15 protein-coding genes and 2 tRNA genes are annotated in these 14,513 nt (G+C 71.8%); 12 read left to right on the forward strand and 5 right to left on the reverse strand.

Going from position 1 to position 14,513, the window contains the following annotated elements:
* The first annotated feature begins 153 nt into the window (after nucleotides 1-153).
* From ACIRP2_RS26240 to ACIRP2_RS26250, 3 genes are all read left to right on the forward strand, one after another.
* Entirely contained in the window at nucleotides 154-1,188 is a 1,035-nt protein-coding gene (locus ACIRP2_RS26240; protein WP_404254454.1) for a chorismate-binding protein, read from the forward strand.
* Complete coding sequence (locus ACIRP2_RS26245; RefSeq protein WP_404254262.1) at nucleotides 1,188-2,009, forward strand: aminotransferase class IV; 822 nt, start codon at nucleotides 1,188-1,190, stop codon at nucleotides 2,007-2,009. The genes ACIRP2_RS26240 and ACIRP2_RS26245 overlap by 1 nt, the downstream gene beginning before the upstream one ends.
* 64 nt (nucleotides 2,010-2,073) lie before the next feature.
* Complete coding sequence (locus ACIRP2_RS26250) at nucleotides 2,074-2,910, forward strand: GNAT family N-acetyltransferase (RefSeq protein ID WP_404254264.1); 837 nt, start codon at nucleotides 2,074-2,076, stop codon at nucleotides 2,908-2,910.
* Nucleotides 2,911-2,981: 71 nt separating this feature from the next.
* Here ACIRP2_RS26250 and ACIRP2_RS26255 read toward each other — a convergent pair whose 3' ends face one another.
* Nucleotides 2,982-3,497 (reverse strand): DsbA family protein, encoded by a 516-nt coding sequence (locus tag ACIRP2_RS26255; protein ID WP_404254266.1) that lies wholly within the window; start codon nucleotides 3,495-3,497, stop codon nucleotides 2,982-2,984.
* A 203-nt stretch (nucleotides 3,498-3,700) separates the two neighbouring features.
* Between ACIRP2_RS26255 and ACIRP2_RS26260 the strand changes: the two genes are divergently transcribed.
* From ACIRP2_RS26260 to ACIRP2_RS26270, 3 genes are all read left to right on the forward strand, one after another.
* Nucleotides 3,701-4,159: a hypothetical protein gene (locus tag ACIRP2_RS26260; protein WP_404254268.1), complete on the forward strand. Its 459-nt coding sequence runs from the start codon at nucleotides 3,701-3,703 to the stop codon at nucleotides 4,157-4,159.
* Nucleotides 4,160-4,400: 241 nt separating this feature from the next.
* The gene (locus ACIRP2_RS26265; protein ID WP_376279660.1) at nucleotides 4,401-5,420 is read left to right on the forward strand and encodes a LacI family DNA-binding transcriptional regulator; all 1,020 of its coding nucleotides are present in this window, start codon (nucleotides 4,401-4,403) and stop codon (nucleotides 5,418-5,420) included.
* A gap of 337 nt (nucleotides 5,421-5,757) precedes the next feature.
* Complete coding sequence (locus ACIRP2_RS26270) at nucleotides 5,758-5,913, forward strand: hypothetical protein (RefSeq protein WP_404254270.1); 156 nt, start codon at nucleotides 5,758-5,760, stop codon at nucleotides 5,911-5,913.
* A gap of 4 nt (nucleotides 5,914-5,917) precedes the next feature.
* On the opposite strand, the gene ACIRP2_RS26275 is transcribed toward ACIRP2_RS26270, so the two are convergent.
* Together ACIRP2_RS26275 and ACIRP2_RS26280 are read right to left on the reverse strand one after the other, a co-directional pair.
* Entirely contained in the window at nucleotides 5,918-6,505 is a 588-nt protein-coding gene (locus ACIRP2_RS26275; RefSeq protein ID WP_404254272.1) for a CGNR zinc finger domain-containing protein, read from the reverse strand.
* Nucleotides 6,506-6,851: 346 nt separating this feature from the next.
* Nucleotides 6,852-7,265 carry an SsgA family sporulation/cell division regulator gene (locus ACIRP2_RS26280; protein ID WP_003959770.1) on the reverse strand — a complete coding sequence of 138 codons (414 nt, stop codon included), beginning with the start codon at nucleotides 7,263-7,265 and terminating at the stop codon, nucleotides 6,852-6,854.
* A 190-nt stretch (nucleotides 7,266-7,455) separates the two neighbouring features.
* On the opposite strand from ACIRP2_RS26280, the gene ACIRP2_RS26285 reads away from it, so the two are divergent.
* Together ACIRP2_RS26285 and ACIRP2_RS26290 are read left to right on the forward strand one after the other, a co-directional pair.
* Nucleotides 7,456-7,935 (forward strand): TIGR02611 family protein, encoded by a 480-nt coding sequence (locus ACIRP2_RS26285; RefSeq protein ID WP_404254274.1) that lies wholly within the window; start codon nucleotides 7,456-7,458, stop codon nucleotides 7,933-7,935.
* Nucleotides 7,936-7,989: 54 nt separating this feature from the next.
* A tRNA-Val gene (locus ACIRP2_RS26290) sits at nucleotides 7,990-8,061 on the forward strand.
* Between the two features lie 377 nt (nucleotides 8,062-8,438).
* Here the strand turns inward: ACIRP2_RS26290 and ACIRP2_RS26295 are convergent.
* Nucleotides 8,439-10,907: an SCO7613 C-terminal domain-containing membrane protein gene (locus ACIRP2_RS26295; RefSeq protein WP_404254276.1), complete on the reverse strand. Its 2,469-nt coding sequence runs from the start codon at nucleotides 10,905-10,907 to the stop codon at nucleotides 8,439-8,441.
* An 83-nt stretch (nucleotides 10,908-10,990) separates the two neighbouring features.
* Here ACIRP2_RS26295 and ACIRP2_RS26300 point away from each other — a divergent pair, with 83 nt between their 5' ends.
* Together ACIRP2_RS26300 and ACIRP2_RS26305 are read left to right on the forward strand one after the other, a co-directional pair.
* Complete coding sequence (locus tag ACIRP2_RS26300) at nucleotides 10,991-11,437, forward strand: SRPBCC family protein (RefSeq protein WP_404254278.1); 447 nt, start codon at nucleotides 10,991-10,993, stop codon at nucleotides 11,435-11,437.
* A 39-nt stretch (nucleotides 11,438-11,476) separates the two neighbouring features.
* Nucleotides 11,477-11,548, forward strand: a tRNA-Val gene (locus tag ACIRP2_RS26305).
* 96 nt (nucleotides 11,549-11,644) lie between these two features.
* Here the strand turns inward: ACIRP2_RS26305 and ACIRP2_RS26310 are convergent.
* Complete coding sequence (locus ACIRP2_RS26310) at nucleotides 11,645-12,370, reverse strand: 3'-5' exonuclease (protein WP_404254280.1); 726 nt, start codon at nucleotides 12,368-12,370, stop codon at nucleotides 11,645-11,647.
* A gap of 192 nt (nucleotides 12,371-12,562) precedes the next feature.
* On the opposite strand from ACIRP2_RS26310, the gene ACIRP2_RS26315 reads away from it, so the two are divergent.
* Both ACIRP2_RS26315 and ACIRP2_RS26320 read left to right on the forward strand, forming a co-directional pair.
* Nucleotides 12,563-13,129, forward strand: a complete 567-nt coding sequence (locus ACIRP2_RS26315) for a DUF4365 domain-containing protein (protein ID WP_376218160.1) — start codon at nucleotides 12,563-12,565, stop codon at nucleotides 13,127-13,129.
* A complete protein-coding gene (locus tag ACIRP2_RS26320) occupies nucleotides 13,129-14,406 on the forward strand; it encodes a hypothetical protein (RefSeq protein WP_404254282.1) in 1,278 nt (425 codons plus the stop codon). Before ACIRP2_RS26315 ends, ACIRP2_RS26320 begins: the two co-directional genes overlap by 1 nt.
* The last annotated feature ends 107 nt before the right edge of the window (nucleotides 14,407-14,513 follow it).

A 14,513-nucleotide genomic window follows, 5' to 3' on the forward strand; every position in this document is an offset into this window, starting at 1 on the left:
CGGTCCGCTTGCGCGTCCCGGCGACGTGTTGAACTCTAGCGGATTCCCGGGCCAGTACAAAAACGCGTTTGTGCAGCGTGCTGAGGTGCGTTCGCCCCGGCGCAGGTCATCGGGGGCCGTCCTAGACTCAACGGCGTGCACGACCTCGCTCCAATGGCCCGCTTCGGCGGCCTCGTCGCTTCCGATCTCCAGGACGTGACCAGTGATCCCGCAGCCCTCGACTCGTCCGGCTTCTGGGCCGTATCCGCCGATTTCGAGGGCCGCCTCGTCTGCGCGCGTTTCGGCACCGTACGCGCCGAGGCGGTGCCCGCCCCGGCGCGCGGCGCCTGGCGCGGGCCCGCGGCCGGTGACTGGACCTCGTCCCTGGACCGTGCCGCGTACATGCAGGGCGTACGGCGGATCCGCGCCTACATCGCGGCGGGCGAGGTCTATCAGGCCAACCTCTGCCGGGTGATGACCGCGGAGCTGCCCGACCCGGCCGCCGCGGACGTGGACGCGCTGACCTCGCTGCTCGCGCGCGGCAACCCTGCTCCGTACGCGGGGACGATCCGGCTGCCCGCACACGGAGTGGAGATCGCCACCGCGTCTCCCGAACTGTTCCTGAGGCGCGACGGCCGGACCGTCGAGTCCGGGCCGATCAAGGGCACCGGACGGACCGAGCGCGATCTGCTGGAGAAGGACCACGCCGAGAACGTGATGATCGTCGACCTGGTCCGCAACGACCTCGGCCGGGTCTGCGCCACGGGATCGGTCACGGTCCCCGACCTCTGCGTGGTGGAGAAGCACCCCGGCCTCGTCCACCTCGTCTCCACCGTGCGCGGAGAGCTCGCCGAGGAGGTCGGCTGGCCCGAACTCCTCGCCGCCGCGTTTCCGCCGGGCTCCGTCACCGGGGCACCGAAGTCCAGCGCGCTCAGGATCATCGAGGAGCTGGAGACCGCGCCGCGGGGGCCCTACTGCGGCGGCATCGGCTGGGTCGACGCCGACCGCCGCACCGCCTCCGTGGCCGTCGGCATACGGACGTTCTGGATCGACCGGACCGGGGCCGCCCCGGTACTGCGCTTCGGCACCGGGGCAGGCATCACCTGGGGTTCCGATCCGGAGCGCGAATGGGACGAGACCGAACTCAAGGCGTCCCGGCTGCTCGCTGTGGCGTCGGGCGTTCACGAAACAATGGGAAGGACGGCGTGATGAGGATTTGGGTCAACGGCGAACTGCGGGACGCCGACGACGCCCGGGTGTCCGTGCTCGACCACGGACTCACCGTGGGGGACGGCATCTTCGAGACGGTCAGGACCGTCGACGGCAGGCCCTTCGCCCTCACCCGCCATCTCGACCGGCTGACCCGCTCGGCCCGGGGCCTGGGTCTGCCCGAGCCCGACCTCGACGAGGTGCGCCGCGCCTGCTCCGTCGTGGTGGAGGCCAACCCGATGGCGCTCGGCCGGCTGCGCATCACCTATACGGGAGGACTCTCCCCGCTCGGCTCCGACCGCGGGGACGCGGGTCCCGGCCTCGTCGTCGCCCTCGGGGAGGCGGGGCGCCGCCCCGACACCACCGCCGTGATCACCGTCCCCTGGACGCGCAACGAACGCAGTGCGCTCACGGGGCTGAAGACCACCTCGTACGCCGAGAACGTCGTCGCTCTCGCCCGTGCCCATGGGCAGGGCGCGTCGGAGGCGCTCTTCGCCAACACGGTCGGGCGGCTCTGCGAAGGCACCGGGTCCAATGTCTTCGTCGTGCTCGACGGACAACTGCACACCCCGCCGGTCGCCTCCGGCTGCCTCGCCGGGATCACCCGCGCGCTGGCCGTGGAGTGGACAGGGGCTCAGGAGACCGACCTGCCGTTCGACGTCCTGGAACGGGCCGAGGAGATCTTCCTGACGTCCACGCTGCGCGACGTGCAGGCCGTTCACCGGGTGGACGACCGGGTGCTGCCCGGCGTGCCGGGACCGGTGACGGCCAAGGCCATGCGGATCTTCGAGGAGCGGGCCGGGAACGACCTCGACCCGTAGAACTCGCGCCTCGGATCGGTAAAACCGGGTGACGGGCCCGGGATCGGCGGATAGAACGTCTTTGATGACCACGACCCTCCGGCCCACCGGGCCGATCCAGCAAGGCGCCGACGGCGCGAAGAGCCGCGCGTACGACGTGTGCGACAACGGGCGCCCGGTCGGCGCCGTCGAGATCGGCACGGATCCGAGGTTCGGCGCGAAGGCCGGTGAGCTCCGGTCCCTGAGCATCGACGAGGCGAGCCGGCGGCGAGGCCGTGGCACCATAGCCGCGCTCGCCGCCGAAGAGGTGCTGCGCGGATGGGGATGCGACCAGGTGTTCCTCTCGGTACCGGCGGGCAACGAGGGAGCACGGCGGCTGGTCGCCGCGCTCGGTTACACCGAACGCAGCCGGAACATGCTCAAGCACCTCGACCGGACGGCTCCGGAGCTCCCGGACGGTGTCGACGCCCGCCCGATGAGCGCCGAGGAGTTCGCGCAATGGCAGCGCACCAGTGTCGACACGTACGCGCAGTCCTGGATCGACCAGGGCGTCCCCGCCGAGCAGGCCCTGCAGAAGTCCCGGTCCGACCACGCCCGCAACCTGCCGGACGGCATCGACACCGCGGGCATGCGTTTCCATGTGCTGGTCGTCGGGGGTGCGGTCGTCGGCCACGTGTGGGTGTCGATGCAGGAAGACGGTCCAAAGGAAAAGACCGGATTCGTCTTCGACGTCGAGGTGGGCGAGGAGTACCGGGGCCGCGGCCATGGACGTGCCCTGATGCGGCAGGCCGAGCGCATCACGCTGGACGCGGGCGCCCATCTCCTCGGGCTCCACGTCTTCGCGTCCAACACGCCGGCTCTGCGGTTGTACGAGTCGCTCGGCTACCGGACGACTCGGTACAACCTGGCCAAATCACTGTAGGGCGGCGTTCGGGAACGGCCCCGTCCGTCCCGGGGTGGGCGGGCCCCGGCGCGCCCCGGGGCCCCGTCGGCTCAGTCCCGCTCGGCGAGCAGGCGGTCGGCGATCTCCTCGATGCGGTCGCGCAGCCCGTCCTGGCTCCTGCCGCCGTCCAGTCGCTCGTCGCCGATCACGTAGGTGGGCGTGCCGGTGACCCCGATCGCCTTGCCCTCGGCCTGGTCGGCATCGACGATCAGCATGTGGCGTCCGTCGATCAGAGCGGTGTCCATCTCCTCCGCGTCCAGGCCGAGTTCCCGCGCCACCTCGATCAGGAGCGGTTCACCGGCGCGGTCGAGGTCGGCGGTGCGGGCGAGAACCGCCTCGATGTACGGCCAGCCCTTGCCCTGTTCCGCCGCCTCCTCGGCCGCCTGCGCGGCGGCGTGGGCGTGCTTGTGCTTCTCCAGCGGGAAGTGCCGCAGCCGCACCTCGATGCGGTCCCCGTACTTGGCCCGCAGGGCCTGCACATCGGTGAGGGCCTGGTGGCAGTCGGGGCACTGGAGCTCGCACCAGAGGTCGAGGACGACAGGGGTCGCGGGGGTGGAATCGCTCATGCCGCCAGTCTCCCAGGGCTCCTCCGTGCGTCCCAATCGGCACCCGGTCCCGTTCCGGCCCGGGACGCCCGGCGCGGCCGAATCGGCACCTGGGGATGATCCCGGCCCTGAAATGTCCCTGATGTGGGCCCGGACCGTGGCCGCCCGGCCGATGGGCGGTGCAGGATGGAAGGGACGTTTCCCCTTGCGCCCTGGAGGCCCTGATGCTTGCCGAGACCATCTGCTCCGCGGTGTCCGCGGCGGGCTTGGGCATCGCCGCCGTCAGCGCGTACCGGAAGCGCTTCCTCACCGCGGCCCGTATCGCCGCCTATTCCCTGGTCCCGATCGGCCTGGTGCTCACCGGAGTCGTGGACTGGGTCGTCGGCATCGCCTTCAAGCCCAGCGTCTGGCTCGGCTTCGGGCTGTTGGCCGTGGCGTGGTTGCTGTTCATGACCACGCGTGCGATCGAGCGCCGCGGCCTGGGAACCCGTAAGGAGCGCAAGGCCGCCGCGCGCGCGGCGCAGGGCGGAGCCGTCGCTCCCGCGGCTTCGGCACCCTCCCTGGGCTCCGGACTCCCGGCGACCCGGACGCAGTCGGGCGCGAAGGCGAAGCCGGAGCGGTCCGCCGCGCCGGGCGACGACTTCAGTGACATCGAGGCCATCCTGAAGAAGCACGGCATCTGACCCCTGCCCCCGCCCTCCCGGGGCGGGGGTACTCGTATCCTCGGCGGTGAATCGATTCATGGATCGCCTTGACGATGTCCGGAGACGCAGCTAGCGTCCCGGGGTCGGATTGAAACAATTCATTGTGCTGTGGTGAAAACCAGGCGGCGGACCGGGACGACGGGGCTCCGGGCAACGGCGTCCGTACGATGGTGCGACGCCGCGGACCCGTGCGGCAGAGGGCATCGGTGGGGCAGGGCAAGTGGCGCGTGTGGCAGGGATCAAGGATGTGGCCCGGCAGGCCGGAGTCTCCGTGGGCACCGTGTCCAACGTGATCAACCGGCCCGAGGCGGTGCTGCCGGAGACCCGTGCCCGGGTGCTGGCGGCCATCGAGGAACTCGGGTACGTCCGCAGCGAGTCGGCCCGGCAGCTCAGGGCGGGCCGCAGCCGGATCATGGCCCTGCTCGTCCTCGACATGGGCAACCCGTTCTTCGTCGACGTGGCCCGGGGCGCCGAGCGTGCCGCCCGCGCGGCCGGTCTCGGCGTCATGGTCTGCAACAGCGACCAGAGCCCGGCGGAGGAGGCCGAATACCTCGGACTCTTCGCCGAACAGCGGGTGTGCGGCGTGCTGGTCACCCCGGCCGACGCGACCGGCCGCAACCTGGAGACGTTCAGCCGCCACCGCATCCCCTACGTGCTGGTGGACCGCGTGGCGTCGGGCACGGGGACCTGCGCGGTCTCCGTCGACGATGTGCGCGGCGGCGCTCTGGCCGTCGGTCATCTGGTCTCGGCCGGCCACCGGTCGGTGGCCTATGTCAGCGGACCCGGCGACCTCCACCAGATCAGGGACCGGCGCGAGGGTGCCCTGTCGGCCCTGACCGACGCCGGGCTGCCGCCCGAAGCGCTCGTCGAGATCCCCTCCGACCGTCTGGACGTGGCCGCCGGTCGCGATGCCGGGGCCCGGCTGCTCGGTCTCGTCCCCCGGCCGACCGCGGTGTTCTGTGCCAACGACCTGCTCGCCCTCGGCGTGCTGCAGGCCCTGTACGCGGCGGGCGTGCGCGTCCCGCACGACATCGCCATCGTCGGCTACGACGACATCGAATTCGCCGCAGCCGCTGCCGTACCGCTCACCTCGGTCCGCCAGCCCGCGGTCGTGATGGGCCGGATGGCCGCGGAACTCCTGCTGGAGGAAGCGGACGACGAGGACGGCACCCATGAGCATCGCAGTGTGGTGCTCCAGCCGGAGCTCGTGGTGCGCGCCTCCAGCGCGGCGCCACGCTGAGACCGGCGCTCGTCGACCTCGCCCCGATCGCGCCGTTCCGGGTCCAACTCCACTGCAAAGGAGCGGAGTTCGGTGATCCGGTCGTCCCGGCCCTTCCGATGGTGCGTCGAGGGCCGGTCGGGCCCTCTTCCCGCGTTTCCCGAATTCGGTGTGTGCGGTGCCGCGTTGGGCAACGTCCATGTCCGCGCGGGGCCGTTCACCGGTCGCCGTGCCGAAAACCTGATGGCCGATCGGACGTCGGAGCGAATTTCTTCACATGCAGGGGTGGGTGAACTCCCTGTGCGAAAAGGCGTGTTGATCGCCAACAGGGGCCGAACTGAGTCATGATCGTCTCGAGATGGTCGAGACCTCCCCGGGCGATGCCCCCGCACCCCCTGCCGAAGAGCCGCGCGGCTGCCTCTTCGCGCTTTCCCAGCCCCCTCTGATGATCTTCCTCGCGGTGATCGGCAGCCTGCTGCTGATGGCCGCGGTGCATGATCTCTTCATGCTGTGAACGGTCAGCCGGCCGCTTCCTTGCGGCGTGCCCGGTACGCGGCCACATGCAGACGATTACCGCAGGTCCGGCTTGAGCAGTAGCGGCGGGAGCGGTTGCGCGAGAGGTCGACGAAGGCGTGCCGGCAGTCCGGCGCCTCGCAGCGCCGCAGCCGTTCCTGCTCGCCCGCCACCACGATGAAGGCCAGTGCCATGCCGCAGTCGGCCGCGAGGTGATCGGCGATCGAGGCGTCCGGCGCGAAATAGTGCACATGCCAGTCGTAGTCGTCGTGATTGCTGAGCTGCGGTGTGGTGCCGGCGGCGGCCACGAGGGTGTTGACGAGCGAGGCCGCGGTCCGGGCGTCGTCCGTCGCGAAGATCGCGGCGAAACGCGTGCGCACGTCCCGTACGGCGCGCAGGTCCTTCTCGTCGAGTTCGCCCACGCCGCTGATGCGATGGCGTCGCGCGAAGTCGTACAGCGCTTCGATACCGGCGAGCCCGTCGACCGGCCCGGCCTCCGGCCGCCCGCTCGCCGGCGGCTCGCTCTCCGGTGCGGTGTTCAGCAGGTCGACCACCGTGTCGAGGGCGATCCTGGTGTCGTGGGGGATCAGCACGCTTTCGCTCCCTGGCCTCCGGCGGGCGGGTGTCCGCCGATGCCGGCTGACTCTACTGGCTCGACGACGGCGCACAGGGGCCCGAGAGGGCCCGTCACGGGTGCGGGGAGTGCTTACCGGCCACCCGGTGGCGTTATGGGGCCGCGGGCGCTCGCCCGGGCCCGCACGGGCCTCTCGGGGCTTCGGGGCGTGCGCCGGTGCGTGCGCGTACGACCGCCGGGTGGCGTGCGCCGACGCCGTCACCACGGTGGATTCCGTGATGACGGCGTCGGTGTCATCCCTATGAGGTTTTCCGCGCGGCGCCGTCTCCCCGAGTCGGACGGCGCCGTGCAGCTCTCGGCCTGGCTCAGCTCTCGGCCAGGATGTGTGAGAGCTCCGTGTCGAGGTCGAAATGTCGATGCTCGGTGCCCGGCGGAACTGCGGCGTCGGTCCGCTTCAGGAACGACTCCAGCGCCCTCGCCGGGGCTTCGAGCAGGGCTTCGCCCTCTGGGGAGCTCAGTGCGATGCAGACGACGCCCTGGCCGTGACTACGGGATGGCCAGACGCGGACGTCTCCGGTGCCGGTGGGCCGGTGCAGCCCCTCGGCAAGGAGGTCACGGGCGAAAACCCATTCGACCGTTTCCTCCGCTCCGGTGTGGAAGGTGGCGTGCACGGCATAAGGATCGGCCGTGTCATACCGCAGGCCCGCGGGTACAGGCAGTGAGGACTCGCTCGACACAACGAGGCGCAGGTGCAGCTCGCAGCTGACCGTGGTGTTCATAAGCGCCAGGGCCTTTCGCTCAGTGTGCGCTCGGGGATTCGCACGTCGGCGAAATCGACATGCCACCTACGGTGGCGTTGTAAACCCCTCTGACCTTTTTGTGTCCCTTCAGGTAGCTCGTACGGCGGTGTGTAACTTTGGGTTATGCGGCCATTCCGGTGACGAAGGCCGTTCCGGTAGGTTGGCCCCCATGAATGCGGAGAGCGACGGGCGGGACGGGGGCGTCGTGCCGACGAAACCGTTGTCCGTCACGGGAGACGTGGCGGAAGGCGTCGCGGAGGGCGTGACCAGGGAGGGTCGGGAGCTCGGCTCCCGGGCGCCCGGCTTCATCAAGGCGTCCAGGACACTGCATCTGAGCTGGCAGGTCGGCGTCTTCGTGGTCGGCCTCGCGGTGGTCGTGGCGGGGATCATCATGCTTCCGCTGCCCGGCCCCGGCTGGCTGGTGATCTTCGGCGGCATGGCGATCTGGGCGACCGAGTTCGTGTGGGCGCAGCTGGTGCTGCGCTGGACGCGGAGGAAGGTCACCGAGGCCGCTCAGAGGGCGCTCGATCCCAAGGTCCGGCGGCGCAACATCATCCTCACGGTGACCGGTCTGGTGATCATCGTGGTGCTGGTGGGGATCTACGTCTGGAAGTTCGGCGTCACCATGCCGTGGAAGATCCACGAGTGACCCGGGCGTGGTCATGGGGCACCGCTGACATGGGGTAATGTTTGGCCTGCGCCCGGGCGATTAGCTCAGTGGGAGAGCGCTTCGTTCACACCGAAGAGGTCACTGGTTCGAACCCAGTATCGCCCACCCGGAACGGAGGGCCCGTGAGACCGTAGAGTCTCACGGGCCCTTTGCGTTTCTTCATCGATTCAACGGCCGTGGCCGTGCGCATTGCCGGAATCCACTCTGCGAGAAGAAACATCCGGATATCGGGACGGCCTTTCGTGGCCGTTTCGCCGGATCGCGGGAATCACCGGAAGGTGTTCGGGCTCCGGACCCGGACCATGGTTCCCGGCGCCTTCCGGAAATCCCGGATTCGGGCAGGGCGGAAAACACCTGCTGTGCGCATGCCGGAGGCGGTTCGGCCGTGTCTTCGCCGTGTACGGTGCACCCCGTCGAAGGCCGTGACGGCCACCCGCCGGCCCGAGTCCGTCAGGGCCTCGGGCCGGCCGGGCGGCACACCGTCAACGCATCCTGCCCAGAACCTCCTTCAGTCGACGGGCATCGCGCAGCCGCTGCTCGTACGTCGCGCCGACCACCAGCAGCAGCACCCCGGCCAGCGCGGGCGGCAGCCAGCGCGGCAGCGCGCCGACGACCTGGACGACGTAGGGCGCGAGTTCGTGCAGAGCGTCAAGGGCCAGCACCGCACCACCGAGCAGCAGCAGCGCCTGCAGCCGCAGCCGCGCGCCTGCCAGGGTGATCACCAGCGCCGCCACGCCGAGCAGCAGCGGCCGCAGCCAGTGCGGATCGACCCACGCCGTGAACAGACTCGGCACCAGCGTCGCGGCGAGCCCCGCCCCGTACGCCGTCCATGACGACGCCTGCGGATCACGGCGTCGGCGCAGCACGCCGACCGCCAGGGCGGGCACCGTCACCGGGAGGGTGTACGCCTCGGGGACCGACACCCCCGAAGCCGACAGTCGCAGCCAGGCAGCCAGGACGAACAGCACCGTCGCCAGAGGGCCGGCCACCGGTCGCCGCTCGGGCCGCACGGCCGTGCCCGCCGCCAGTACCCCGCACAGCGCCAGCACCAGCGCGAGGAACGGCAGGTCGGGCACCGCCATGCCCACCGCCAGCACCCCCGCGACGCCGCCGGTCAGCTCGACCGGCAGAGCGGGTGGGCGGCCCCGCAGCCGTGCCCCGAGCAGCGCCGTCACCGCGGGGACGACCAGCATGACCGGCGCCGCCCGATACCCGGCGAGTCCCAGCGATTCCCCGACCGCGCGGGCCAGCACGATGGCGCACACCACCGCGCCGCACGCGGGTACCGACTGCACGGGCTGCGACGCCCGCGCCGCCGGAGCCGCGGCGCCGCCCAGCACCACCGCGGCCGCCCCGAACACCACCAGCAGCACCGTGAACGCCGCGTACGTCGCGGCCTCCGCGGCGAGCGACAGCATCCCAACGCCCGCCGCGCCGAGCAGACCGCACACCAGGGCGGTCGCCCCCACGCCGCTCGGGCCGCCGCGCAGGCCGCGTACCGCGACCACGAAGACCCCGGCGGCCAGTACCAACTGCACCGTCACAGCGGCGGCGTACGAGAACCCCAGTACCGCGGGGAGGGCGGTGAGCCCCGCCCAGCCGAGCGCCACCGCACCGGCCCCCGCGGCGGCCCGCCACCCGGGCCCCGGCGACAGGACCGGTCCGGCAGCCCGCAGTACCCGCTCCCAGAACCGGTGCACCGCCCCCAGCAGACCGGCCACCGCCAGCAGCACCAAGGGCGCGGCGACCAGATGGGACCAGGCCGGCCCCTCGGCGCCCAGCGCACCGCGGACACCGCCGTCGGGCACCCCCGACCACACCCGGAACAGTTGCGTCACGGTACCGATCAGCGACATGCCGACCGGTGGCAGCGAGGCCAGCACCGCCCCCGCGGTCACCGCGGCCGAAGCCCAGGCCAGGCCCTGCCCGACCGGGCGCGGCAGCGAAGTGCGCACCGCCGCCGCCGGCACCACACCGCACAGGAGGTACAGCGGCACCGACCAGTCCCAGCCCACCTCGGCACGCAGCACACCACCCGCCGCCGCGACCCCGCACAGCCCGGCCACCAGACCACCGGCCACCGCCTGCGCCGACGGCGCACGCCACGCCCCGAACACCGCGACCGCCGCACCCGCGAGCAACAACGCGCCCGGCGCCGAGGCGGTCAGCACCCCGTCGGCGGACACCGACTGCACCAGGGCCACCAGCAGCCCCACCAGACCCGTCGTCCAGCCACCGACGCAAGCCGTCACCCGCACCGCGACGCCCTTGCCCCACAGCGCGATCGCACAGTCCGACGCTGCCGTCAGCAGCAGCGCCCAGCCGAACGTCGTGGCGCCCGCACCCGCCGACCACGCCCACAGCAGCAGCGGCAGCTGAGCGGTGACCACCGCGAGCGGCAGCGGCAGCCGGAGCCGGTCGAGCAGCAGTCCGTAGGCCGTCCACAGTGCGGCGAGCACCGCCGCGGCGACGGCGGCGAACCCGCGTCCGTCGGCCTCGGGCACGGCCACCCGGTGCAGCGCGTACGCGTCCAGCACCATCAGCACCGCCGCCAGCGCGGCGAGCGACTCGGCGGTCGAGGAGAGGCCGCGCCGCAGCAGCGCGGCAGGAGCGGCCAGCGCCGCGACCGTCACCACCGCGAGTACCGCCGAGCGGCCCGCGATCCCCATGTCGCCCCAGCTCACCAGGGTGAACGCGACAGCCGCGACGGTCAGCAGCAGACCGCCCAGGGTGAGCAGTACGTTCTGCGCGCTGCGCGGCGGTCCGGCCGGTGCGGCAGGGAGTCCGGGCGGAGCCGCGAACGGCGGCGCGGCGGATGGTGCGACCGGGCTCCCGAGCACACTCAGCAGCCAGGCACGGCGAATCAGCAACTGGGACCGGCGGGCGTCCAGCCGGGCCAGCTCACGATCGAGGAACGCCAATTCCTCGGCGGGCGGCGGCACATGTTCCATGGACCGGAGTGTGGCGCGAGCCACAGGATCGGACATGCGCTCGGATACTCAGTTCCCCGGCTGAGTACGAGCAGACTGGGGTCATGGACTGGAGTCACTACCGATTCGTGTGTGTCTGGGACCTGCCGGGACCGCCCGACACCGTGTACGAGATCCTCGGACGCCCCGACGACTACCCGCGCTGGTGGCCGCAGGTCCGTGAGGTCACGTCGGTCGACGACACCACCGGTACCACCCGCATCCGCTCCTTCCTCCCGTACGACCTCGTCATGACCGTCCGCGAACGCCGCCGCGACCCCGCGGCCCGGGTGCTCGAAGCGGCCCTCGGCGGGGACCTCGACGGCTGGGCCAGATGGACGGTCACCGCGCGGGAGGGCGGCAGCCGGGCCACTTACGAGCAGGAGGTCGAGGTCCGCAGACGGCTGATGCGGCTCCTCGCGGTGCCCGGACGCGCCGTGTTCCGGGCCAACCACGCCCTGATGATGCGTGCCGGACGCCGGGGTCTCACGGCCAGGCTGACAGCGGTTTGAACCGGACCCTCCGGGCCCTGTATGGTTCAACCCGTTCCCGGGCGATTAGCTCAGTGGGAGAGCGCTTCGTTCACACCGAAGAGGTCACTGGTTCGAACCCAGTATCGCCCACCCGGGAGAGGCCGGTCCGTCAGCAGAATCGACGGGCCGGCTTCTGCGTGTCCGGACGCGGAGGCCGTACCGGTGTCCACCGGCACGGCCGTCCGGTCATGCCGCGGCCGGGAGCTCCGGGCGCAGCGGCCACGCGGGATCCACCGTCTCCGCCGTGCCGTTCTTCGCGAACCACGCCTGGAGGCCCCGCGCCTGCGCCGCGTGCCAGACGGCCTGCAAGGTGTGCAGCTCCGGCGGCGTGAGCCGCTCCAGACGGGACGAGAAGCGCCGGGCCACCGCCCGTACCAGCTCCAGCGACGCCGTCGCGTCGGCTGCCGCGTCATGTGCGCCGTCCAGCACCACGCCGTACAGCTCGCAGAGATCGGTGAGGGTCCGCCGTCCCTTGCGGTAGCGGTCCAGATGCTTGTCGAGCACGCGCGGATCCAGCACGCACAACGGAGTGTTCTGCAGGTAGCCGGAGAGCGACGACGCGCGATGGCGCCTCAGTTCGCGGTCCAGCAGCGTCAGATCGAACGGAGCGTTCATCACGACGAGCGGTCGGCCGGCCGCGCACTGCTCGGTCAGCGCGCGGGCCATCTCCTCCATCACCGGCGCGGGCCAACGGCCGTTGCGCTGAAGGTGATCGTCGGTCAGGCCGTGTATCTCGGTCGCCCCGGCGGGTACCGGAATCCCCGGATTCACCAGCCATCGGGTCACGCGCACCCGTCCGCCTGCCGTGTCCTGCACGACCAGGGCGGCCGAAACGATCCGGTCCTCCTCGACGTCCACTCCCGTTGTCTCGGTGTCAAAAGCGGCCAGTGGTCCTTCGTACCAGTGAGTCATCCCCGAACTCCTCGTGCCCGAACGGCAGATGGCGTGATTCCCCTGCCCGGTCCGGTGATACCCGCCCCCTTTGCCTGATACGCCGTTTGCGGGCCGTCCCGTGCGGTGACAACACAAGTGACGGGCAAGGAAGTTGCCCGTCGTCCCCGCACCGAGGAACCGATCGGCGCAGCCCGGAAGGCACACGCAGCCATGGCGCTCGCGAAGCCCGAACCGAGCGGGCTGTTGCCCCAGCGGATCGCACCGCTGCGCGGCACACTCGCCACCACCGCCTGCATGGAGACTCTTCAGGTGGGCTACCTGCACGCGGTCGCGGCCGCGGCCGGATGCTCCCTGTCGCAGCCCTTCCCCGACAACGGCATCGACTGGCACGTCAGCCACGGCGCCCCCGGTCATGCCGTGGACGACGAAGTGACCATCAAGGTGCAGCTGAAGAGCACCTACCAGATCCCGCCGCAGCCGCCGGGACCGACGTTCGCCTTCACGCTCGACAACGCACACCTCGTGAAGCTCGCCCGCACACCCGTCTCGGTGCACAAGATCCTGGTCGTGATGATCGTGCCGCGCAGCCGGGACGACTGGCTGCGCGCCGGGCACGACCGGCTCGACCTGCGGCACTGCTGTTACTGGACCAACCTGGCCGGCCATGCGGTGACGGGCCGGCACCGGACCACCGTGCGGATCCCGACCTCGCGCGTGTTCGACGACCGGGCGCTCTGCGAGATCATGACCCGCGTAGGGGCGGGAGGGAGACCCTGATGCACCGGTCGATGGACGAATCCGCCGACGAAGCGATCCCGTCGGCCACCCGCCCGCACCCCGGCGGATCGGCGGCACCACGGCCCACCGCCTTCCAGCCGTTCGGGGACGTCCCCGACCCCGCCCGCGTCGACCCCGCGGTCCTCGGGGCCCTGCTCCACCGGCACGGCTGGCAGCGCCGCGGCGGGGCGGCCGGGCGTTACGGCCGTTGGACGCCACCGGGACCACCGGCCCCGCCCGGCGGGGGTACGAGCCTTCTCGTCCCCGACACCACCGCCTTTCCCGACAGCGAGGACCTTCTCGGCGAGGCGCTGACCGCGCTCGCCCGCAGTGCCGCCCCCTCCGCCCGCGAGGTCCTGATCTCCCTCGCCGTACCCAGCGACGAGATCCGCTGGTGGCGCGAGGCCCCCGAACCGGTCGGGGGAGTGGCCGGAGCGGCCAGCTGGACGGGCGCCGAACAGCTGCGCACCGCCGCCCGGCAGGTCCTGCTCGCCGGAGCCCTGGCCGTGCGGGGACGCACGGGCTACCACGGGGCGCGCCACCGCCGCCGGGCGCGCGCGGCCCTCGAAGGCATCCTCGTCCCACCCGTGTCCGACGGGCGCGGCCTCACCGCGTTCGTCCCCGTGAAACCGGGCCGCGCCGTCGCCGTACGGCTCCACCACGCGTTGCACGCCACGCGCGACGCCGTGGACTACCAGCGGGCCACCGGGGGGCTCGAAGCCTTCGACGCCGCCGTCGGGGCGGGCGTCAGCCGGGAACTCACCGAGGCCCTCATCACACTCGTCCGGGGCTCGGAAGGGGCCGGCGTCGCACTGGAATGGGCACCCGCCGCCGGAATCCCCGAAGGCTGCCCGGTCCGCCCCGAGCCGGTGGAATTCACCCCGGGGGACCTGCCCGCCCTGCGCCTTGCGGGCGCCCGCTACCTGAGGGAGGAACCCGCGGTGACGGTACGGATCACCGGCGCCGTCGTCAGGCTGCGCCGCTCGGGACCGCGCGGCGCCGGAGTCGTGCGGCTGCGGGTGCTGGCCGGTGCCGAGGTGCCGCACGTACGGCTGGAGCTGGACGAGGAGGCGTACCGGATCGCCGGCCACGCCCACCTGGTCGGGCTGCCGGTCCGGGTGGAGGGCAGGCTGGAGAGCCGCGGCGGCTTCCGGCGGCTGACCAGGGCCTCGCAGGTGGTGCCCGTGCAGGTGGACGAGGCGGAACGGGACCGGCTGATGAAGTCGCTCCAGGAGAACGTCGACCATTTCGAGGAGGCGTGCACCGGGGAACAGTGACGTGGGGGCGTACCGCGGGGGAGCGCGGCTCGACCGTTTCGCAGAGGGGGCCCGCGGCTCGGTACGATTCGTATCGCACGCGCACCACGCATGGCGTGCGTACCCCC

Origin of the sequence: Streptomyces sp. NPDC101194 (genome assembly GCF_044767885.1) — a bacterium.
Classification (GTDB): Bacteria; Actinomycetota; Actinomycetes; order Streptomycetales; family Streptomycetaceae; genus Streptomyces.

Excerpts from the sequence above, each read along its gene's own strand:
- ACIRP2_RS26240 (WP_404254454.1), top strand. The coding sequence starts at position 154 with ATGGCCCGCTTCGGCGGCCTCGTCGCTTCCGATCTCCAGGACGTGACC.
- ACIRP2_RS26245 (WP_404254262.1), top strand. The coding sequence starts at position 1,188 with ATGAGGATTTGGGTCAACGGCGAACTGCGGGACGCCGACGACGCCCGG.
- ACIRP2_RS26250 (WP_404254264.1), top strand. The coding sequence starts at position 2,074 with ATGACCACGACCCTCCGGCCCACCGGGCCGATCCAGCAAGGCGCCGAC.
- ACIRP2_RS26255 (WP_404254266.1), bottom strand. The coding sequence starts at position 3,497 with ATGAGCGATTCCACCCCCGCGACCCCTGTCGTCCTCGACCTCTGGTGC.
- ACIRP2_RS26260 (WP_404254268.1), top strand. The coding sequence starts at position 3,701 with ATGCTTGCCGAGACCATCTGCTCCGCGGTGTCCGCGGCGGGCTTGGGC.
- ACIRP2_RS26270 (WP_404254270.1), top strand. The coding sequence starts at position 5,758 with ATGGTCGAGACCTCCCCGGGCGATGCCCCCGCACCCCCTGCCGAAGAG.
- ACIRP2_RS26280 (WP_003959770.1), bottom strand. The coding sequence starts at position 7,265 with ATGAACACCACGGTCAGCTGCGAGCTGCACCTGCGCCTCGTTGTGTCG.
- ACIRP2_RS26285 (WP_404254274.1), top strand. The coding sequence starts at position 7,456 with ATGAATGCGGAGAGCGACGGGCGGGACGGGGGCGTCGTGCCGACGAAA.
- ACIRP2_RS26295 (WP_404254276.1), bottom strand. The coding sequence starts at position 10,907 with ATGGAACATGTGCCGCCGCCCGCCGAGGAATTGGCGTTCCTCGATCGT.
- ACIRP2_RS26300 (WP_404254278.1), top strand. The coding sequence starts at position 10,991 with ATGGACTGGAGTCACTACCGATTCGTGTGTGTCTGGGACCTGCCGGGA.
- ACIRP2_RS26310 (WP_404254280.1), bottom strand. The coding sequence starts at position 12,370 with ATGACTCACTGGTACGAAGGACCACTGGCCGCTTTTGACACCGAGACA.
- ACIRP2_RS26315 (WP_376218160.1), top strand. The coding sequence starts at position 12,563 with ATGGCGCTCGCGAAGCCCGAACCGAGCGGGCTGTTGCCCCAGCGGATC.
- ACIRP2_RS26320 (WP_404254282.1), top strand. The coding sequence starts at position 13,129 with ATGCACCGGTCGATGGACGAATCCGCCGACGAAGCGATCCCGTCGGCC.